The organism is Thermococcus sp. SY098 (assembly GCF_035621495.1).
In the GTDB taxonomy this organism is placed as follows: Archaea; Methanobacteriota_B; Thermococci; order Thermococcales; family Thermococcaceae; genus Thermococcus_B.
Genome location: NZ_CP141821.1, coordinates 488,365 through 509,245, shown reverse-complemented (window position 1 = coordinate 509,245; position 20,881 = coordinate 488,365). Strand labels below are relative to the sequence as shown.

The 20,881-nt window shown below is 40.8% G+C and carries 19 protein-coding genes; 12 read left to right on the top strand and 7 right to left on the bottom strand.

Translation table 11 applies throughout. The features are described 5' to 3' along the window. Positions 1-44: 44 nt before the first annotated feature. The 3 genes from moaA to taw22 are packed head-to-tail and all read left to right on the top strand — an operon-like array spanning position 45 to position 2,924. Positions 45-968: a GTP 3',8-cyclase MoaA gene (moaA, locus tag VFC49_RS02775; RefSeq protein ID WP_324736085.1), complete on the top strand. Its 924-nt coding sequence runs from the start codon at positions 45-47 to the stop codon at positions 966-968. Positions 969-1,020: 52 nt separating this feature from the next. Further along, complete coding sequence (locus VFC49_RS02770; RefSeq protein WP_324736597.1) at positions 1,021-1,893, top strand: DUF835 domain-containing protein; 873 nt, start codon at positions 1,021-1,023, stop codon at positions 1,891-1,893. 20 nt (positions 1,894-1,913) lie between these two features. Beyond that, the gene (gene taw22, locus VFC49_RS02765) at positions 1,914-2,924 is read left to right on the top strand and encodes a tRNA (guanine(37)-N1)/4-demethylwyosine(37)-methyltransferase Taw22 (protein WP_324736084.1); all 1,011 of its coding nucleotides are present in this window, start codon (positions 1,914-1,916) and stop codon (positions 2,922-2,924) included. Here taw22 and VFC49_RS02760 read toward each other — a convergent pair. From VFC49_RS02760 to VFC49_RS02750, 3 genes are read right to left on the bottom strand one after another with little or no spacing between them, the layout of a single operon-like run. After that, complete coding sequence (locus tag VFC49_RS02760; RefSeq protein WP_324736083.1) at positions 2,911-3,276, bottom strand: hypothetical protein; 366 nt, start codon at positions 3,274-3,276, stop codon at positions 2,911-2,913. The genes taw22 and VFC49_RS02760 overlap by 14 nt on opposite strands. Positions 3,277-3,309: 33 nt before the next feature. Continuing rightward, entirely contained in the window at positions 3,310-4,821 is a 1,512-nt protein-coding gene (locus VFC49_RS02755; protein WP_324736082.1) for a replication factor C large subunit, read from the bottom strand. Positions 4,822-4,834: 13 nt separating this feature from the next. Then, the gene (locus VFC49_RS02750; RefSeq protein ID WP_324736081.1) at positions 4,835-5,815 is read right to left on the bottom strand and encodes a replication factor C small subunit; all 981 of its coding nucleotides are present in this window, start codon (positions 5,813-5,815) and stop codon (positions 4,835-4,837) included. Positions 5,816-5,884: 69 nt separating this feature from the next. Between VFC49_RS02750 and VFC49_RS02745 the strand changes: the two genes are divergently transcribed. The 5 genes from VFC49_RS02745 (at position 5,885) to VFC49_RS02725 (ending at position 9,393) form a co-directional block, all read left to right on the top strand. Continuing rightward, on the top strand, positions 5,885-6,118 hold the full coding sequence (locus VFC49_RS02745) for a metal-dependent hydrolase (protein ID WP_324736080.1): 234 nt from the start codon (positions 5,885-5,887) through the stop codon (positions 6,116-6,118). A gap of 1 nt (position 6,119) precedes the next feature. Further along, the gene (locus tag VFC49_RS02740) at positions 6,120-6,374 is read left to right on the top strand and encodes a hypothetical protein (protein WP_324736079.1); all 255 of its coding nucleotides are present in this window, start codon (positions 6,120-6,122) and stop codon (positions 6,372-6,374) included. Positions 6,375-6,435: 61 nt separating this feature from the next. Beyond that, positions 6,436-7,623 (top strand): glycine C-acetyltransferase, encoded by a 1,188-nt coding sequence (locus tag VFC49_RS02735; protein ID WP_013467197.1) that lies wholly within the window; start codon positions 6,436-6,438, stop codon positions 7,621-7,623. 261 nt (positions 7,624-7,884) lie between these two features. Beyond that, complete coding sequence (locus VFC49_RS02730) at positions 7,885-8,439, top strand: hypothetical protein (protein ID WP_324736078.1); 555 nt, start codon at positions 7,885-7,887, stop codon at positions 8,437-8,439. 51 nt (positions 8,440-8,490) lie between these two features. Further along, entirely contained in the window at positions 8,491-9,393 is a 903-nt protein-coding gene (locus VFC49_RS02725) for a hypothetical protein (protein WP_324736077.1), read from the top strand. Between the two features lie 398 nt (positions 9,394-9,791). Here VFC49_RS02725 and endA read toward each other — a convergent pair whose 3' ends face one another. Next, positions 9,792-10,322, bottom strand: a complete 531-nt coding sequence (endA, locus tag VFC49_RS02720; protein WP_324736076.1) for a tRNA-intron lyase — start codon at positions 10,320-10,322, stop codon at positions 9,792-9,794. Then, a complete protein-coding gene (gene rimI, locus VFC49_RS02715; RefSeq protein ID WP_013467194.1) occupies positions 10,304-10,813 on the bottom strand; it encodes a ribosomal protein S18-alanine N-acetyltransferase in 510 nt (169 codons plus the stop codon). The genes endA and rimI overlap by 19 nt, the downstream gene beginning before the upstream one ends. Before the next feature lie 194 nt (positions 10,814-11,007). On the opposite strand from rimI, the gene herA reads away from it, so the two are divergent. The 4 genes from herA to nurA are packed head-to-tail and all read left to right on the top strand — an operon-like array spanning position 11,008 to position 18,041. After that, the gene (gene herA / locus VFC49_RS02710; protein ID WP_324736075.1) at positions 11,008-12,741 is read left to right on the top strand and encodes a DNA double-strand break repair helicase HerA; all 1,734 of its coding nucleotides are present in this window, start codon (positions 11,008-11,010) and stop codon (positions 12,739-12,741) included. Further along, a complete protein-coding gene (gene mre11 / locus VFC49_RS02705) occupies positions 12,731-14,062 on the top strand; it encodes a DNA double-strand break repair protein Mre11 (protein WP_324736074.1) in 1,332 nt (443 codons plus the stop codon). Before herA ends, mre11 begins: the two co-directional genes overlap by 11 nt. A 4-nt stretch (positions 14,063-14,066) precedes the next feature. Beyond that, positions 14,067-16,718 carry a DNA double-strand break repair ATPase Rad50 gene (rad50, locus tag VFC49_RS02700; RefSeq protein WP_324736073.1) on the top strand — a complete coding sequence of 884 codons (2,652 nt, stop codon included), beginning with the start codon at positions 14,067-14,069 and terminating at the stop codon, positions 16,716-16,718. Next, positions 16,719-18,041 carry a DNA double-strand break repair nuclease NurA gene (gene nurA / locus VFC49_RS02695; RefSeq protein ID WP_324736072.1) on the top strand — a complete coding sequence of 441 codons (1,323 nt, stop codon included), beginning with the start codon at positions 16,719-16,721 and terminating at the stop codon, positions 18,039-18,041. On the opposite strand, the gene tgtA is transcribed toward nurA, so the two are convergent. Both tgtA and VFC49_RS02685 read right to left on the bottom strand, forming a co-directional pair. After that, entirely contained in the window at positions 18,042-19,778 is a 1,737-nt protein-coding gene (gene tgtA / locus VFC49_RS02690) for a tRNA guanosine(15) transglycosylase TgtA (RefSeq protein WP_324736071.1), read from the bottom strand. Between the two features lie 93 nt (positions 19,779-19,871). After that, positions 19,872-20,822 carry an inorganic phosphate transporter gene (locus tag VFC49_RS02685; RefSeq protein ID WP_324736070.1) on the bottom strand — a complete coding sequence of 317 codons (951 nt, stop codon included), beginning with the start codon at positions 20,820-20,822 and terminating at the stop codon, positions 19,872-19,874. Between the last annotated feature and the right edge of the window lie 59 nt (positions 20,823-20,881).

The following is a 20,881-nucleotide window of genomic DNA, read 5'->3' as shown; positions in this document are numbered from 1 at the left end:
CTTTTTTTAAGTGGATGAATTAATCAAATAACGAAGGTGAAATCATGGTTTTAGTTGACAGATTCGGGAGACCAGTGACAAACCTCAGAATATCTGTAACTGAAGAATGCAATTTAAGTTGTTTCTACTGTCATAGAGAGGGTCAAATGAAAGGAAAAAGACAAATGACACCCCAAGAAATTGAAAGAATAGTTAAAGTTGCCTCCAATCTGGGTATAAAGAAGGTAAAACTAACTGGTGGAGAACCTACAATAAGGAGTGACATTGTAGAAATTGTTAAGCGGATACGGCCATACGTTGTTGATCTATCTATGACAACCAATGGGACTGTCATGCACAGGCTTGCTGAAGAGCTTAAAGCGGCGGGCTTAGATAGAGTAAACATAAGTCTTGATACCTTGGATAGAGAAAAGTACAAAAAAATAACTGGATTTGATGTTCTTCCCTGGGTCTTAAAAGGTATTGAAAAATCTGTCAAACTGTTTAAGCTGGTTAAACTCAATATGGTGGTCATGAGGGACTTAAATCATGAGGAGATATGGGATATGATAAACTATGCAGCTAAAATTGGTGCAGTTCTCCAACTCATAGAGATTGAAGTTCCTCGTGAAATGACTGAATCTTGGTTCTTTAAACGGTACTTTTATCCATTAAAGCCTCTTGAAGACGAATTCTCAAAAAAAGCTGTTGAGATAAGGGAAAGGAGAATGCACAGAAGGAAGAAGTACTTTATTCCGACTGAAAATGGAATTGCTGAAGTTGAAGTTGTTCGCTCAATGCACAACACAGTATTTTGTGCAAATTGCACAAGAATAAGACTTACTTCTGATGGGTACTTAAAGACATGCCTTTTGAGGAGGGACGATTTAGTTGATATTCTGACCCCTATCAGAAATGGGGCCACAGATGAAGAGCTCATTGAAATCTTTAAGCAAGCAATAATGTTAAGACGGCCATATTGGGTATGACCATTGGTCAGGAAATTTTAATATAACATGTTGATCCATATAACATAGAGTGATGTGCATGGAAAGTGTCACTTTATCACTAATTTTTGGGAGTGCCCTGCTTATTATTGGGATATATGGAACTGTCATAGCTTGGAGATTTTACATTTTTCTTGATTCTCCTGCTGATAAGTTTGCACTGCAGGTTATGGTTGCCTTTATCTTCTTTGGGGTTCTTGGGGGAGGTGCTGTAGTAGGATCTGCGTTTTTTGAAGGGATATGGTGGCCGTTTATTGCACTTTTTACAATGTCTGGCTTTTTAATTTTGGCATTCTCCTCCCTTCACTACTTAAGACTGCTATATGAAGAGTTCGGCTCTAAAGTTAATTCAAGAGAGGAGAGAAAACACATTCCGGTTGGAGGATTCATCATTGAAAGTTTGGAAGGAATCAAGACGCTCCTTAAATATCTCTCTTCAAAATCAGGTGGTTTATTTGTAATTAGCCGACGTCCACAGGATGAATGGGAAGAAGAATTTGGGATAAAACCAACCAAGTATCTTTGGCTGAGTAGAGTGGAGGAGAAGCACTCTGTAAGCCCCAGCAATTTGCATGTGATCTTAGAGGAGGCAGTTAGGTTTATGAGAATTAGGAAGAACAGTGTTATTTACATCGAAGGGATCGAATATCTGATGCTCTATAATGACTTTAGGTCTGTGGCAAAATTTCTCTTCACGTTAAAAGATTATGCGACTGTTGAGAAGTCAGTTCTGCTGATTTTTATATCCCCCGGCGCATTGGAAAAGTCCCACTATAACATCCTGAGAAGGGAGCTTGAGGTATTGGATCCAGAAAAGTTCTTAGAAGAGATCATGGGAACTGCACTGTTTGGAGCTGTCGCCAGAGAGGAGGTTGAGAGAATAACAACTGAAAAAGCCTTTAAATGAGAAAGGAAATAGAAAAGAACATGCCAGCAGTGAGAGTTCAAAAGCATGAAGCAGAGAAAGTTAAGAATCTTCTGAAGAAACTTGGGTTATATGATGGAAAAAGAAAGCCCAAACGTGAAGAGAACTTTGTTCTTTTGCCTGTTGTTAGTACCCCGAAGCTTATGGAGCTTGGGTTTGAAGTCATAGATGTGGAATTACCATTTAGACCTGAGAGGCAGATATACAAAAACCTTGAGAATGTTCTGGCTGAGAGGCTTACAAAAGAGGAGCTTGCATATTTAAGGAGATACGATATAATAGGGGATATAGCTGTTATTCAGATCCCAAAGGAGCTCGAACATAGACAAAGAGATATTATTGAAGCTCTTCTGATCGTTCACCCATTTGTAAAGGTGATTGCCAAAAGAGGAGTCCATGAAGGAAAGTTCAGAGTGAGAGAGTATGAGGTAATTTGGGGTGAGAAAAGGCTGGCAACAGTTCATAAAGAGAATGGTGTTAAAATTAAGGTTGACTTAAGCAGAGTTTTTTTCAACCCACGAATGAAAGGCGAACGATACAGACTGGCTCAGCTTGTTCAAGATGGTGAGAGAATTCTTTTGATGTTTGCAGGTGTATTGCCTTATGCACTCGTTATTGCCCGCTTTAGGAACGTTGAAATCGTTGCGATAGAGCTTAACGAGGATGCAGTAAAACTCGGGTTGGAAAATATTGAACTCAATAAGGACAAACTTAGGGGTAAAATTAAGGTAATTCATGGGGATGTTTTTGAAGTTGTTCCCAAGCTTGGGACTTTTGACAGGGTGATAAGTCCAACCCCGAAGGGCATTGATGCCCTGAGTTTGGCTTTAAGTAAAGCTGAGAAGTGGGTTCACTATTATGACTTTGTTCATGAAGATAGATTTAATGAGTTTAAGAAACGGATTGAGAAGGAATGTCAAAAGCTTGGAAAGCAGTGCGAAGTGAGGATAAAGAAAATAGCAGACTATAAACCGCATGTTTACAAGGTTTGCGCTGATATTAAGCTTTTTTAAAGCTCAATAAGATGCCATATATGGCGAGGAAAAACAGCAGTGCATGGGCTACAAAAGGTGTATATGGGATTCTTCCCTTTAACAACTCCTGAATGACAAGATAAAAGAACATACCCCCAATTAGCCCTGCAATGCCGAGAATTACAAAAACAACAAACTTGCTATCATAGGCTGGTATAGAAAACAGCGTTAAAGCTCCCAAAAAGACCATCATCTGTCCCCAAGTACCTCCAGCCTCATCAAAATCTTCTGGATTCTCTCTTGTATTAATATAGGCACTATAAATAGCTACAGCTCCCAGAAGAACCTCGATGATTCCACAAATGAGAAAAACCTTTTGGAGCTTATTCATGAATTCCACCGTGAAGTAGAAATAAAAGAGAGCTCATTTCTTTAGAAAGTCAAACAGTGTTGCTTGCTTGCCTTTCTTCTTTGCTCTGTCGATCTTCTCCTCCTTCTTGGGTTTTTCTTCTTTCTCCCAGTCTGCCTCTTCTATCTCCTTTTCGATTTCTTTGCTTTCTTCCCCTTCCTCAGAAACTTCTTCACTCTCTGCTTCTGCAGTTTCTTCCTCGGGTTCTTCTCTAATTTCTTCCTCTTCGATCTCTCTGGAGGCCTCTTCTTCTATCTCAACTTTTATCTCAATTCCAGCTTTTTTGAGCTTTCTGTGAATTGAGAGTGTTTTGCCCTTAATTTTCGTTGCTTTTTCTTTGTCTCCAGCTAAGAACTCTATCTCTTTGTCTCCCAAGTCCAAAAAAACAGCTATATGAGCAGCGACGTCTAAGTTGTTTTCGAAGATTGTTTTGAATATCTGCATCGTCTCGATAGCTTCAAGCTTGCTCATGTGCATCTGCTTCATGATTTTCTTGATAATTGAATCCCTAATTCCCCTCTCTTCCTTTGTATCCTTAAGCATTCTAAGAGTCTTTGGAGGATAGAATTTGAGGAAGCCCTTCTTTTTCATTCCTGAAACTGCAACCCCTGCCGTCATCATGTCTATTGCATACTTCCACAGCCCGTAGTTTCCGCTTCGTTTAGCCCTTCCTAAATAGATATCAGCTCTGCTTATGGCGTTGTAAGCTTCAGCAATATCTTCCGGTTTATAGTAGATATAGGGGATGTTTTCATCAACCCAGAGAAGGAGCTCGTCGGGTGTCATATCCAAGTTCCATGTCGCCATTTTAGCCCTCTTTGCGTTATCGCTTCCAAAGATCAGTCCAAGTGCTTGAAAGATTGTTTTTTCCACATCTCTGTAAGCAAGCACTTCCCTTGCGTCCTCTATTCCGCCGGCAACTACAGTTTGCAGATCATTTATTGCTGCTCTTAAATCTCCGCTTGCCCTTTTTGCTATCTCTGCCACTATCTCCTTTGGAACAAATATGCCCTCTGCCTTAATAATTCTGAAAAGTGCCTGCATGATGTCTCTCTGAGTCAATCTCTTGTATTCAACGACCTCGGCTTTATTTCTTATCTCAGCGGGCACTTCCCAGTACTTATTGGCGGCCATGATTATGGGGTTTCTTGCCCTGTCTATGAGCTTTGCTATCTCGTGAGCGCCGCTTGGCTCAATGTTGTCGGCTTCATCAAGAAATATCAGCTTTCTCCTCCTTCCAAAAATGTCCATTGTATACGCGGCATCAAGGTATCTCCTTATTTTCTCGAAGGTTCTTTCATCGCTTGCATTGAGCTCGATGACTTCGAACTTATACTCATTAGCCAAGGCATAGACTGTGGTAGTCTTTCCACTTCCCGGTGGGCCTGCAAGGAGGAGAGCCTTTTTCTTTGGAGTTCCATGAACCCACTGCTTAATCCATGCTTCGACTTTTTCAAGAGCCTGCCTTTGATTGACTATCTCTCTCAGCCTTTTTGGACGGTACTTCTCAACCCAGGGGATATCCATTGTGCTCACCCGATCATTTGCCCAGCAGGGTAAACTGGGCAAGCAGAGCCTCAAGCTGAATCATTTCATTTGCTCCCTCAACCAGCCTAAAGTTGTACTCTCCAATCTTATCGGCTAAAGCAACTTTCTTGGGCTCGCTTATTGGCAGGTTAAACACTTCTTTATGCATTTGAATAAGAATGTCTTCTCCACTTAAGCCCTGCTTAAGGAGAATTTCTCTGAGCTTCTCCCTCGCTTTGAGGAAATTACCCTCCAATGCCATGAGCATCATTTCCCTAACATCTTCTGGTCTTGCCCTGCTTGCAACAAGGAACACATTTTCGTCTGTAATCTTTGTGTCAAGTGCTGCAGCGGCTTGGAGAACGTTAATTGCTCTTCTTAAGTCTCCCTCGGCTATATATAAGAGTGCTTGGAGCCCTTCTTCAGTTAGCTCCAGTCCTTCGTTCTCCGCTATAAACCTGATTCTCTTTGCAATATCTTCATCCTTAAGGGGTCTGAACCTGAATATTGCACATCTCGACTGAATCGGCTCAATAATCTTTGACGAATAATTACAGCTTAATATAAAGCGAACGTTGTTCGAGAACATCTCCATCATTCTTCTCAATGCCTGCTGGGCGTCTTGTGTTAAAGCATCTGCCTCATCAAGGAAGATTATCTTAAAGCTTGCTCCACCAATTGGTTTTGTTCTTGCGAATTCTTTGACTTTTTCTCTAATAACGTTAATTCCACGCTCATCAGAAGCGTTTAGCTCAAGAAAGTTATGTCTCCAGTGTTCTCCAAAGAGCTCTCTGGTTAAACACAAAGCTGCAGTCGTTTTTCCAACACCAGGAGGGCCAGCGAATAGAAGGTGGGGCATCGAGCCTGTTTTAACGTAATGCTTGAGCCTCTTGACTATATGATCTTGTCCAACAATGTCATCTAATCTCTGTGGTCTGTACTTCTCAACCCATGGTTTTTCCAGAATTTTAACTTCTTTGACCTCTTCGCTCATACCTATCACCCATCATCGTGAGCTAAAGGTTTATTATGCCTTGAGATATTAAAAACTTTGGGAGATAAGATGGATCCCCTAAAACATGCATCAATTCCTTTACTTGCATTTTTGGCCATCAGCAAAAGTCCAAGCTTAGCTTCGGTCGCTGTTCTTGTATTTGGTGCTATATTCCCTGATTTTGATGTCCTTTTTGAGGAGCACAGGGGTTATTTTCACTCCCTTCTGTTTATTATACCGATTTTTTGTGCTTTCGTTTTACATCCAAAACCATTACCTTTGGCTGTTTGTCTTTGGGCTTGAGATGCACTTCTTTTTGGATTTTTTCTCAGGTGTTATACCGTTTCTTTACCCTCTAAGGAAGAAGGGGCTTGGGATAAAGGTTTCTGGAGTTATAGTTTTTGAAAGCCTGCCAAAGATAAATGTTAAATATGAAATCCTCGTTGGGTATCCCGCCAGATCAAGGGGAAGCTATGTCGGATTTTCAAATGAAAGCCTTGCAATAGCGTTGGTTGCGCTGATTGCTCTGCTGTTTCGGTTGAAATTTTCATCATTGTGACAACTTCTGAGCGGTGCAAAACTTTTATACCCATGAAACTTAATTTCTTTTGGTGGTTTCTATGGGGAAGCTTGACTGGATTACCGAAGAATTAAACGAGCTTAAAGAAAAAGGTCTCTACGTCAGGATTAGAGTTCTTCAAAGTGCTCAAGGCCCATGGGTAGTCGTTGATGGAAAGAAGGTTTTGAACATGTGTTCAAACAACTATCTTGGCTTGGCTGCACATCCAAAAATTAAGGAGGCAGCAATAAGAGCTATTCTCGACTATGGTGTCGGTGCTGGAGCAGTAAGAACAATTGCCGGAACAATGGAGCTTCACGTTGAACTTGAAGAAAAGCTTGCGAAGTTTAAAAAGAGAGAAGCGGCAATCCTATTCCAGAGCGGCTATAATGCCAACTTGGGCGCAATAAGTGCCTTGATAACTAAGAAGGACAACGGTGTCTTTATCAGTGAGGAACTCAATCATGCGAGCATAATCGATGGCATGCGCTTGAGCGGTGCTCCAAAGGTTATCTACAAGCACCTCGATATGGAGGACTTAAAGAAGAAGCTTGAGGAGACAAAGAACTACAAGAAGAAGCTCATTGTTACCGATGGGGTATTCAGCATGGATGGTGACCTTGCACCATTGCCGGAGATCGTTGAGTTAGCCGAGCAGTATGATGCAATGGTTTACGTTGACGATGCTCACGGTGAAGGTGTTTTAGGAGACCACGGAAGGGGTATCGTTGACCACTACAAGCTCCACGACAGAGTTGACTTTGAAATGGGCACGCTGAGTAAAGCATTTGGTGTCATCGGTGGCTATGTTGCAGGTTCTGAGGAGGCTATTGAGTACCTGAAACAGAGAGGAAGACCATTCCTGTTCTCAAGTGCATTAAATCCACCAGACGTCGCTGCTGCAATAGCTGCCGTTGAGATCCTTCAGCACAGTGATGAACTTGTCAAGAAGCTCTGGGACAACACCCACTTCCTCCAGAAAGGTTTAAGAGACTTAGGCTATGATCTTGGAAACACCAAGCATCCAATTACCCCGGTCATGCTCTACGATGAGAAATTGGCTCAGGAGTTCTCGAGGAGATTATATGAGGAGTATAACATCTTTGCACAGGCAATCGTTTATCCAACGGTTCCATTGGGAACCGCTCGTATCAGACTTGAGCCTTCAGCAGCTCACAGCAAGGAAGATTTGCAATATGTTATTGATGCCTTTGAAGACCTTGGAAAGAAGACTGGCTTTTTGAAGTGAGTTGTTTTATTGTTGGTATATTCCCCCCTTTCCTTCTTATTTACCTCAGCATCACTGATTGTAGTCTGTAAATCACCTGATTGCATCGCTATGCAACTCATTTACTCAGATTTCTTTTGAATGATTTTAAAAGGAAAACCTAGCTTAGAATAAATTTATACTTGAAAAAAAAAGAAAGAATCCTTACTAAGTGTAAAAGGAAAAAATTATAAGGAAAAGTTGCATAGTAGGTATTGCAGATCCCTTAAGGAGGTGGACCTTGTGTGGTGGAAAAGAATTGGGGTGATACTCTTTGGACTACTGATTGTTAGTATGACTATAGGAACAGCTACTGAAGCAATTAGTTTCGCACTGGCAAAGCCGATAAACCCAATTCCACAGCCCCAATATGCTGTTTACGGCAAAGAATGGAAAATAGATGGAGTTTATTATTATGCCACTGAGTATACTCCTGAGCGGGTTGAGGCCATAGCAACTTGCGATGCCAGTGGAGGATGTACATTGTCTGAGACTATAACAAAGTGTATTTCTGTAACAGTTTCAGGGGATCTGGAAGTTAGTGCAGTAGTAATAAAAGAAAAGCTAGGAGTATCTATTGGAGAACAGATATGCAAGTCAATCACATGTACTGGATCTTGTGGTTATGGAGAAGAGATATGGTTCTGGGCAAACAGCGAAATACCCATCAAAAAAATAGTGCAAAGAGAATATCTTGTAACTAATGTTGGTGAGATAGCAACATCTAACGTCGCATATGCTTATATTAAAATGGGTGTAGTGCCTCATTGCAGACCAGAAACACATCCCCAAGAGTGATGGGGGGCATCAAATGAAGAAATCTTTTTCTATTATTTTGACACTTTTTTGTTGATTATGTTAATTTCTATAGGAATATTTCATTCAAATAATTCCAATTTCAAAAAAACCAAAATCAATGATATTTTCTCAACTTCCACAAACAGCCTAATACAAAAATCAACAAAAATACAAAAATCTTCTATCAATAATACAGGTAATGTTACTGCTCTATGTCCTATTTCAATATGGGGTTATGGTTATGTTTATCCTAATGAAACTTTAGCTTTAGTAACGTATTTGAGCACCGATTATTTAAAAAATGGGAGTATAATTATTGTCTCCCTTGCAGATAATTTTACATCGACTTATAATGTTCGAGAAGCTCTTTCACTGTCCAATTCCTCTGGAATAGCGGGCTATGTTCCTATATCGTTATATCTTAAATTCAGAACTCTTGGAAAACAAGTTGGAGTAGTAGGTAGTGCCCTTTCTCTACAGATTTGGAACCAAAGTAAGATACTGAGAAGTACCAGAGCAAATGTCTGGCTCCATTTTGAGGTTTCAAAAGTGTTACCTACTGAAGTTCGTCTAAAGTTTAAAAGATATTCTTTTTTATATGTTTCATTTAAACAAGGTGTTGACATTTTTAACTATACAGTTCAATTTGAAAACTTATACAATACTCCAATTGTGTTACAAAACGTTTCGTTTCCATTATCCACATTACAGAAGTATCCTAAACCTCCAAGTATCCAAATAAATAGATTCAATGTGGTAGACACGACTACTAAAAAGATGCTAAAAGAGATTCCTCCAAACTCCGCTGTACTTTTGAATGTAGTTATTGAAGTACCCTCGAACGTTTATGGACTATACTTTAAACCAAAGCTCGTTTTCAAAGTTGACAATACAACAATTGAAGTGCCAGCTCCGCCTATGGAGTACATTCGAGCTATTGAATGCGGAAAATAAATCTCTATATTTTATTATTTTATCTAGGAAAGTTATATCCACAAACGAAAATGAAAAATTGAGAAGTTTCTCAAAGCTAACTTCATCCCCATCCTAAAGAGTGTGGATTTTTCAATAAGAAATCTCTTGTCCAGTTTTTACCTAGTTGGAATTTAAAATCTACCCATTCTCAAAAATTTCTCAGTGGTTATGCCGCAGTTAAAATTTCGGCTGAGTTCTTTAAAGAACACCAATGGAAACCGAAAAGACTCCCGTAATGTGGATTAATAATACGAGACATGCGAGGATCATGCCCTCATGAACAACACGATCGTCGTGGTCCCAATAAAGATGGATGCCTTTGATGAAAAAGAGCTCAGCCTCCTAAAAAGGGAGTTTGGAGAGCTTAAAATCTGACTTTAAAACTTCACCCTTTCAATTTGATAGTACACAATGTCGTTGTCTTCATCAACAACCGCCATGATCATTTTCTTCCTCACTCCATGTGCGACTCTAACTCTTGCCGTTAGGTCGTTTGGAAACATCTTTTGGTTTTCACTCACAACCCAAACAAGCCAGTCTGAATGCTCCTCCATGCCTTTGCGGTAAACTCTAAAATGAGAGCCGTATTTGAGGGCAGTTTTTACAACATACCCCCTATCTCTTAAATCTTTGTACACTAAAAACTTCAGATCGAACTGCTCGTCTTTCTTCCTTCCCAAATCAAAAAGCTCTTTTAGGCTTAGTTCTTTGTTCCCGTCGAACACCTTAATCTTTCCTCTGTCCATCAAATACGCGGCTTCAATCAAGGATAAGAAGAGTTTCCCATTAACAACTTCTCCAAAATACCGCTTGTTGTAAAACTGATTTATTGCCTTCTCCCTTTCACTAAAAACCCTTTCTCCACTGAGATAAAAGGCTATTGGTTCCTTCAATTCCCTTCCCTCCATTCGTTCGCTGGTAAAACCATATAGTACGCATCCTCTCCATCTGAGTAATAGCCGATGATCCTCTTCACCTTCCTAAATCCAAGCCTTTCGTAAAGCTTTATAGCCCTTTCATTGCTTACCCTAACCTCCAATCCTATATACTTTGCTCCTCTTTCTATGAGCTTGTTAATAACTGAAATCATCAAAGCCTTACCTATCCCGTTTCCCCTGTAAAGGGGATCAACGGCTATGCTCATCACGTGTCCTTCCAAATCTGGCTTTAGATATGCCATAACATAGCCCACAACTTTTCCATTGTACTCAGCGACCAAAAAAGTGTCTGGGTTGTTTTCTAAGAACATCATAAAGAGTCCCCTCGGGTACTGCTCTCTGAATGATTGATGCTCAATCCTAACTATTTCGGGTAAATCAAAAAGCTTTGCAGGTCTGATTACAACTAAGCTCAGCGGAATTCTTTTCATCTGTGGCAGGTCTCTTGAAGATGCACTCATGTTTTAATTTACTCCCCAAGAACTTTTAACATTTTGGGAGCAAGATTTAAAAGATTCCATGAAGAGCTATGCTCAGTGATGAGTGCCCTTGATCCTGATGAAAAGATGATGAGCGGATTCCTGGCTGATTTCTCCTTTTGTCTATTGACAAAGATTTATATTCACGTCAGGAGTAATTATGAGATGGTGATAATATGAGAGTAACAGAAGAGGTCGTTGGTATAGTCAGAGGAGAGGCAACTGTCACAAACTACACGTTCTCTGCTCAGCCTGATGCCGAATTACGATTCGGAGAATTCGTTGTTGCCCAAAATAGAGAGGGAGAGTGGGTCATTGGCAACATCAGAAAGCTCGAAAATATAAACTGGCTTCTCAGCGGAGGAAAAAGCACTTATCATGCTCTTCAATTGGATTTAGAACAGTATGGGGATAGTATTGAAGCTAATGAAGAACTTATAGCTACTGTAAGAATCCTTGGTAAAATTAAAATTAATGGAGAAAAAGTTGAGGTTTTGCCAAATAGAGTGCCCATTCCTAATGGTAGGAAAGTATATCGTTTAAGCGACGAAGTTCTCAGGGCAATATATAACCCCGGAGTTGGATACATAGAGGTTGGAAATCTTCTTTTGAGAGAAAGTGTTCCAATTTATCTGAATGCTGATGAGCTCGTTTCAAGGCATTTTGCAGTTTTGGCTGTTACGGGTGCTGGTAAATCAAATACTGTGGCTGTGATGATTAGCCAGATTGTTGAAAAGCTTAGAGGTACCGTTGTTGTTCTTGACCCTCATGGGGATTATATTAAGCTAAAGCTTCCAAATACTGGAAAAGAGTATGTCAAGATAATTGAAGCTAAAATAAGACCAGAGGAGATGGACAGTGAAGAACTGGCTGATTTGATCGAGGTTGCAAAGAATGCGACAATTCAGAGAGAGTTCTTAGCTAAGGCTTGGGAAACAGTTAAGCATGACTATCCTAATCTTGGCGGCAGGGAGATTATCGAAAAGCTTATGGATGTGATAGGCGATTGGATAAGACACAAGGAGGCAAGGTACTGGGATGGAGCAAAGCAGAGTTACCTCACTGAGGAGCTCAAGTCGGAGAGAGTTGATACTTTAAGGGGAGTTGTCCTGAGAATCAGAAGATTCCTGAGAAACTATGGAGCATTATTGACGAGTGAGGATTTGATTTCCCAAATTGAGCCGGGTAAAGCAAATGTCATTGATTTAGGTCCTTTGGATGAGGGGCAGATGAAAGTTGTCGTTGGTAAGCTTTTGCATGCTATATTTGAGGCGAGAGTGGATTACGAAAAAGCAAGGAAGAAGCTTGAACGCATAAAGGAAGAATTGAGAGAAAGCAGAGTTGCCAGAACTTCAAAGCTTGAGGAAGAAATGAGGGAGCTTGAAAAAACTATGAGGGATGTTGAGGCTAAGAGCAAAGCCCTTGCTGAACCAATCCTTCTGATTGTGGAAGAGGCTCACATCTTTGCTCCGCAAGGAGAGCACAATGACGCTGTGAGAATTTTAAGCAGGATTGCAAGGGAAGGCAGAAAATTCGGTGTAGGGTTGGGGATAGTCTCCCAAAGACCAAATAAGCTGAATGAGGATGTCTTGAGTCAAACAAACACGAAGATAATTTTGAGGATTGTGAATCCAAAAGACCAAGATTATGTTCTCAAAGCGAGTGAACAGCTGAGCTCTGATTTGCTCTCAGATATAGCCTCTCTCGGTAAAGGTGAGGCTGTGATAGTTGGTCAAGCAATTGCTTTGCCCGCTCTGGTCAAAATACACAACTTCAAATCTAAAGGCGGAGATTACGGTGGTGAGGATATAGGGGTCGTCTCAAGATGGCTCAAGAGGGCTGAGGAAGAAGAAAGGGAGAGGGAAATTCAGCAGATTTATGAGGATGAGGGGATAGAGTATGACCTTTAAATTTGCCCACATTGCTGACGCCCATCTTGGGTTTGAGCAGTATCGCTTGCCCTATAGAGCTGAAGAGTTCAGAGAAGCCTTTGAAATGGCGATAAAAAAAGCAGTTGAGGAGAAAGTTGATTTTATTTTGATAGCTGGAGATTTATTCCACAGGAGTAATCCAAGCCCCCAGACCATTAAAGATGCTATTGATATTTTGTCGATTCCGAAAGAAGATAACATTCCAGTTTTTGCCGTTGAAGGAAATCATGACAGAACCCAGAAGAGAATCTCCGCCTATCATCTCCTTGAGTCTTTGGGATTGATTCATCTTCTTGGATTCAGCGAGGAGAAAAAGGAGAATGAATACCAAACTACAGAAAAAGTCAATGGAAAATTAATTGTCAGGGGAGTTTTTGAGAAAGGGAATAAGAGCATTGAGATTTATGGAATGAAGTTCATGAGCGCCGCATGGTTTGAGAGAAATAAGCTCAGCGATTATTTCAAGCCAGGTGGAGATGCCATACTGATGCTCCATCAGGGGATAAAGGAGATGATGGACAAGCTTTATCTTGAAACCCAGAGAGATTACTTTGAGATAAGCCTTGAGGACCTGCCAGATGGTTTTCTCTATTATGCAATGGGGCATATACACAAGAGGTGGCAGACGAGCAGGGGTCTTGGCATCGTAGCTTATCCCGGTTCACTGCAGAGGTGGGACTTTGGGGATTATGAGATCAGATATAGGTGGGATGGAAATAAGTTTCTACCTCAAGCTGGAGAGGACAAGGGCTTTTTAATAGTTGAAGACTTTAAGCCCAAGTTCATTAAATTGGACGTCAGACCTTTCTATGATGTTAGGATAAAGGCAAATGAAAGTGTTGCGAGAAGGGAGCTGAAAAGGTTAGCGGCAAAGATACCGAATGAAGCATTTTTAAGAGTCCATATTGAATGGGAAAAGCCTTTTGACGTTTCCTTCCTCCATGATGTTTTCAAGGTTAAATATCTTTATATAAGGACAAAGTTCGGTAGAGTTTCTCTCTTGAAGGCAAAAGGGACAACTGCAAGCGAGTTTTTCACACCTATGGAACTTAAGGTAATTGAGAGAGTTGGAGAGAAGGACTTTGAGGAGTTCGATGAGATAATAAAGCTCATCTTGGAGGGCATAGAAGATTCTACTAATGCTGACAAGAATGTCGTTGAGAAGGAAAAGACAGAAGAAAAGCTCCAAAAGACAGAGCCACAGGTGGAAAGAGAAGTAAAGATCCAAAAAACTGAGAAAAAAGTGAAAAAAGTTCCTCCAAAGAAAAAATCTGATATTTTGGCTTGGTTGAAGGGGTGAGAATATGAGAATTGAAAAAATCATTGTGAGAGACTTCCGCTCTCATGAATTTACTAAAGTAACTTTTACGTCTGGAATAAACCTGATAATAGGTCAAAATGGTTCTGGAAAAAGCTCCCTGCTTGATGCGATACTCGTTGGCTTATACTGGCCTGCAAAGCCTAAAGACTTAAAAAAGGACAGCTTCCTCCGTGTTAATGGAAAAAGCACAGAGATAACGATATTCTTTGAAAAAGATGGGGTGAAATATCAAGTTCACCGCAACATAACGAGGGGCATCGCCTTTGCTAAGTACTATGACGGCACTTGGCACTATGTAACCGAGGCTAATCAAAAGGCTGTGAGAGACTGGATGGAAAGGCTTATTCCTTATGACATTTTTGTCAATGCAATTTACATAAGACAGGGAGAGATTGATGCAATACTTGAGAGTGATGAAAGCAGAGAGAAAGTTGTGAGGAAAGTGTTAGGGCTTGATAAATACGAAAACGCATACAAAAACCTCCTTGAGGTCAGAAAAGTGATAGACTCCAAAATTAAGGGAATTGAAGAATACTTGAACGCGATGAAGAACATAGATGAGATGATTAAAGATGCCGAGAAAGAACTAAGCAGTGTTATTAAGCAGATAAATGAGCTTTCTCCTCAAATTCCAAAACTTAGAAGGAAAGTTGAAGAGCTTGAGAAAAAATTAGACGAGCTTGACAAACTTGCCGGGGAGCTTGAGAAGTTGAAAGAAAGCAAGTCTGGGATTGAGAAATCCCTTGAAGGACTAAACGCAAAGATAAACTCCCTCGTTGCTTCCATAGCTGAGAGGGAGTTAAAAGTTAAAGAACTTGATGAAAAGGTCAAAGAACTTGAGAAAATTAAGCCCAAAGCAGAAAGGTACAAAGAGCTTGAAGAGTTTTACAAAGAGTACAGCGAGATAAAAGCCAAAGCAGAAAAAGAGGTTGAGAGATATGAAGGTCAGATAGCTCAGATCAAGGAAAGACTCGAGGAGCTGGAAGGGAAGGCGGAGGAACTTGAGGGATTACAAGAGAAGATATCCGAAATTGACGAACAGCTTGGAGAACTGGAGGAATATGTCAAGCAGTATGATGAAGCCTTAAGAATTAAAAAGACGATTGAATCCCTCAGAAAAAGGCTTAGCTTAAGTGAAGATGCACTTAAAAAGCTCAAAGCTGAAATTGAAAACGCCAAGCAGAGGAAAGAGGAAATCCTTAAGGAGATTGAAGAAATTGGAGAGAAAAAGGGAGAGCTAAAAAACGCCACAAGTGAGAAGAACAAAGCCATTTTGGAGCTCAGGAAAGCTAAGGGCAAATGTCCAGTTTGTGGAACTGAACTAACGGAGAATCACAGGGAGGATTTGATTAGAAAATATACTCTGGAAATCGAGAGCTATGCAAAAGAGATGGAGCAGCTTATGAGGAGGGAAAAAGAACTCAGAGCTGAGCTTGTAAAGATTGAGAAAATACTGAAAAAGGAGAAGGAGGTTATAGCTAACGAGGAGATTTTCAATCAAATGCAAGAACATGAAAAGAGGCTTTCTAAATTTAACCTCAAGGAGCTTGAGGAGAAAGTTGAGAAGTATGAAAACCTCTCTGCTGAGAAGAACAAGCTTGAGGGAAGATTGAGGAGCATTCAAGATGAACTGAAGAAAAAAGCTGCCTTGGAGAAGAAGAAAACCTATTTGCAGAGAAAGATTTCGGAAATCAAAGCCAATCTATATGAGTATGAAGCTAAACTTAAGAATCTTGGATTTGAGAGCATCAACACTCTAAAAGCCGAGATTGAAATGTTGAAACCCATTTATGAAAACTACCTAAAGCTCTTGAACTCGGAGAAAGAACTCAAGGCTGAAAAAGAACGTCTTCAAAGGGACAAGAACGAATTAGAAGCCCTCAAAGAGAAAAAAGCTGAACTGGAAAAAGCTCTTTCTGAGATAAAAGAAAGGTTAGGAGAGCTTGAAAAGGATTACAGTAAAGATGAACATGAAAGAGTTAGAAAAGAGTACATTGAAAAGAGGGAGGCACTTGTAAAGGCAGAAACTGAGCTTGAAAATCTTGAAAAAAGGAAAGAGGAGCTGATTAAAAACTTAGAGAACTTAAGGAATGAGAAGGAAAACGTTAAAATTAAGAGAAAAGAGCTTGAAGACTTAAAGAAAGCCCGTGAGAGAGTTCAAAAGCTGAGAGAAAAAGTCAGAATGTTCAAGAATATTCTTAAGGAAGATGCTTTGGCAAAAGTTGGAGAATATGCAAGTGAAATCTTTGAGGAGCTAACAGAGGAGAAGTATTCAGGGATAACTGTGAAGGCTAAGGAGAACAAGGTTGTTCTTGGCGTTATTTACGATGGAAAGGAAAGGGATTTATCATTCTTAAGTGGTGGTGAAAGAATAGCCCTTGGACTGGCGTTTAGACTGGCTCTGTCTTTGTATCTGGCTGGAGAAATCCCCTTACTTATAATGGACGAGCCGACGCCCTATCTTGATGATGAGAGAAGGAGGAGGCTTGTTGATATAATGGAGCGCTACCTTAGAAAAATCCCGCAGGTGATCATAGTTTCTCACGACGAGGAGCTCAAGGATGCCGCGGACAGGGTCATTAGGGTTAGACTTGAGAATGGGGTTTCAAGAGTGGAAGAGGTCGAGGTGAGCTGAATGTATCGCCTAATTTCAAAGGATCAAGCGGATAAAATTCTCAACATGCTCATCAGTGAGCTTAGAGAGGCTGAAAATGTTTTAAGTGGGAAGATTGAGTGGAAACCTCTGCCAGAAAAGAAAGAGAGCAAAGTTTATGCTGTTGATGGCAGTCAAGGTAAGGCAAGGCTAAGCGGAACGATAATCTACACCGTTGCATCCTTTGCCTTTGGTAATGGCAAGAGCGCACGTTTGGTTTACACCAATGCCATGATTTACAATCATGGAATCTCTGACCAGATAATCAGGTTGCAGATGGAAACTCTTGAGAACAAGCTTGGTGCTCTGGTTGGGACTGAAGAGCACATGATTTTGATGGACGGAACCCTTACAGGTTCTTTAACGAGACCTCCAGTTTATCCGGAGAGCGTGAGGGGTATAACTACTGTAATGGAGACATTAGGAGATAAGATGCTCGAAGACCTTATTAAGGACTTCATTGATAGGCTCGATTATCATTATCATGACTTATCCAGGCGCTTAAAGGAAAAAAGAGAGCTTTACAGGGGAGTTATATTAGCAGATGATGTCATAGAGGATTATTCGGAATTTTACAAAGCAATGGAAGGTAAAGAAGTTGTCAACTATGATGGGGCATTAAAGAAGTTAAGGGATGCTCTAAGAACCAACACGCCTCAAGATGAAATCATAAAAATTGCAGAGAGGCTGGAAGAATATACTGAGCCAAAAACTTTAACCCTCGAAGATGCCAAGAATACCATCCACGTCGTTCTGGGTTACCTTGAATATCTCTACTCTCTCGAAAGGCTTCTCCAGAAGGAGATTATATACATAGCAAAGAGCTTTTACAACAGAAAAATTACTTCAAAATTTGGCATCAGTGCTGTTGATGTTTCATTCCTTGATGCTTACCTGCTCAAGGTTTATGGAGAAGAACTTCCAGGTTATTACGTAATTTATGACCCGGAGAAAATCGAGGAGAGAAAGAGAATAGCTCATCGTCTGCCAAGGGTTTTAAGAAAATACTTCCCAACTGTTCAGGAGTTCATAGAAAAAGGAGTTCCCTCAGCTTACATCAGGACAATGAAGGGTGGAGTCATATATCTGCTTCAATCTAACCGCACAATCGACGATGAGCTCATAGGAAAGCTCCTCTGGCATGAGAGCAGCGGGTATATAAGGCCTCTTCAGAGAGCGCATGAGGGAGTAAAGATTGAGCAGAGGATGTTCAAGGCGGAGCTTGAGGCTCTCATGAACTACTTAAAGAGGAAAAACAAAGAGCTGAGGGTTTTCATAAAATATGGAAGGTCGCCTTTGGAGTGATTATTTTTCAATTCCTCTCCTTACCTTTACAGCCAACCCTTGCTGGAATATCTTAAGCTCTTTTCCACTGAGCAGAGTCTGTCCAGTGGCTAAAAGCTCATCGTTTCTGTTGACAACCAAAACCTCATCATAGGGTCTTATATTTTCATCAGCATCAATCACGAACTTTGCAAAGACGTTCTTTCCTTTTCTTGCAAAAGGCTCTGCATCCTCATTGACAACGACTCTCATCCTTGGATAAGGTAAAATCTGGTGAAGCCTCTTTGCCCCTTCAATTCCAAGTGTCAACAATCCATCTTCAGCTCTAAATGTTGCTAAATGCTTGCCCTTGGCTTTTATCTGCCTCGGCATTCCTGTCTTCCTTGACAGCTCAACAAATGCATCTTTGAAAGCTTCAGCAGCCCCTTCGCCAAATTGGTATTCTGCCACAGCTTGGATGTAGAGCCTTGCCTTGTTTTTCTTTGGCTTCTCAATTGTGAATTCTTCTTCTCCTTCACTCTGGGCAAAAGGATAGCTCAAGCCCAAATACTTTGGAATTTCACCAAAGATTGGATGGTTTATAGTTTCAGAGAACTTCTGCTTAACCCTTTCAGCCCTCTGCTTGGCTCTCCAGACTATGGGTGTTCCCATTATTTCTTCGCTAACTTTAAAGAAAGCCGAGCTTTTTGTTATTGGCTCATTTTCTTCAAGATAGTCTTTGTACTCAAGCAGCCTCTTGTACGCAGAGAAAAGCTTTGGATGAGACCTTGAGCGCTCATCAACTAACCTCCAAAGTTCTCCCTCCTTTATTGCCTGCTTTACTCTGTTGATTTCTTCTCTAATCACCCAGAGGTTGTGGAGTGCAAGCATCTTAACCCTTTCCTCTTTTGGCATTTCCTTAAGCTCTTGGGGTGTATAACGGGAGCAGACTGGACAGGAGCATGGGAAGTATTCGAGCTCACTTAGATGCTTAGTCCCTTCTGGAGTTAAGTAGCGGTCATCTTTTGCATACAAGGCATATGATGCCGAATCAAACAAGTCAATTCCCATAGCAACAGCCAAGGCAAATATCATCGGATGCCCAGCGCCGAAGAGATGAACGGGTCTGTCAGGTCTCAATCCGAGCTTTGAAGCGACAACAACGTCAACTAAGTCCTTGTAACGGTAGGACTCCATCAAAGGAACAACCGCCCCGATTGGATGAATCTCAAAGTTCATCTCGCTGAGCTTCTTGGCAGCATAAGTCCTTAAGTCGAGGTACGTTGAGCCTTGAACCGTTGCGTTCATCGGAATCTGCTTTATCTCCTCAGCTTCCTTAGCTCTCTTCAAGGTTATCCTCAGGTCTTCTTCAGCTTTTTCCCTTGGAGCGTCTGGAACTGTGGGAATATCAAGAAATGTTCCAATATCTACACCGATTTTATGCTGAAATTCAATGATCTCTCTGTTTGTGACTTCAACTCCTCCATAGCGCATGAGCTGGAATGAGCCGGAATCAACTTCAATTATGCCGTCGTAGTCCAAAAGCTTATGAATTCCCATTTCAAGAGCTTTTTGTCTCAGCTCTTTATCCCTGTAAATGATGTACGAGTTTGTAATTATTATGTGGAATCCCATCTTTCTCAGCTCTTTTGGGGTCACTACGAGCTGTTTTGGGTTGATCACGGGCATGATGGCTGGAGTTTCAATTTTCTTTCCATTAACTTCAAGCCTTCCAATCCTGCCAGCAGCGTCTCTCGCTTTTACCTCAAACTTGAACATTTCTCAACACCAAAAGCTAATACGGGATGTGGTTTAAAAGGTATTCCGAAGTACTCTCTTGAAGTGTTTCTTGCAATGGTTTTTGGTAATCGTTTAAAATGGCATTAGCAAAACACTAAAAATTTTGATAAATAACAAAGTCAATAAACAAGAAACCAAAGGTGCCAAAATCCATCCTTTTACGATATTTAAGGTAAGACGTTTGCTGATTTTCTGTCCTTTCAGGAGTCCCAATCCTATAATCCCTCCAATAATTGCCTGGCCAGAGCTTACGGGGAGTCCTATTATGTTTGCTGATGTCACAGCTAAGGCGGAGCCAAATTGAGCTGAGAATCCTGTTAAGGGATCAAGCTGGGTCAAATTTCTTCCAATTGTCATCAGCACATCATAGCTGAAAGTGAGGGCTCCAAAGAACAATGCCAGCACGAGTATCATCTTTAATGTATTGTCCTCAATGCTGGTTGAATATTTTAAGAGGCCAACTACGTTTGAGAGTTCGTTTGCTCCAAGATTGAAGGAGGCGTAGGCAGAACTTAAAATTATCATCCATCTGTAGAGAACTTCAATCTCGTAAATTTTTGAGATGTAGTTTATAATCCTCCCGTATATGGCAAAGACCAAAATGGATAATATGGCTGCTACTATTGGGGAAACTACCCATGCCATGGTTATTTTTAAAACGACGTCCCAGTTTACATTAGCCCCTTGATAAATTCCAATTCCGACGATTGCTCCTATGATTGACTGAGTGGTTGAGATAGGTAAACCCCTGAGCGAAGCGAAAGTTACAGCCAGAGCAGAAGCCAACAGCGCAAATGGAATATAGCTTATATCAAAATCTGGTACAATATTGCTACCCACTGTGTGGGCAACATTTGAACTGCCGAGAAATGCTCCTAAGAGGGAAAACACTCCAATCAAAAAAACTGCCCTTTTAAAGTTTAAAATCTCTGATCCTACAGCAATTCCAACAGCTTTTGCACTGTCGTTGGCTCCTATGCTCCACGCCATAAAAAATCCTGCTGCAATTATTGTCCACTCCATGCAATCACCTCTATATTCTATAGTGCTCTATATAGACTATATAGACAAGTTGTGGAGTT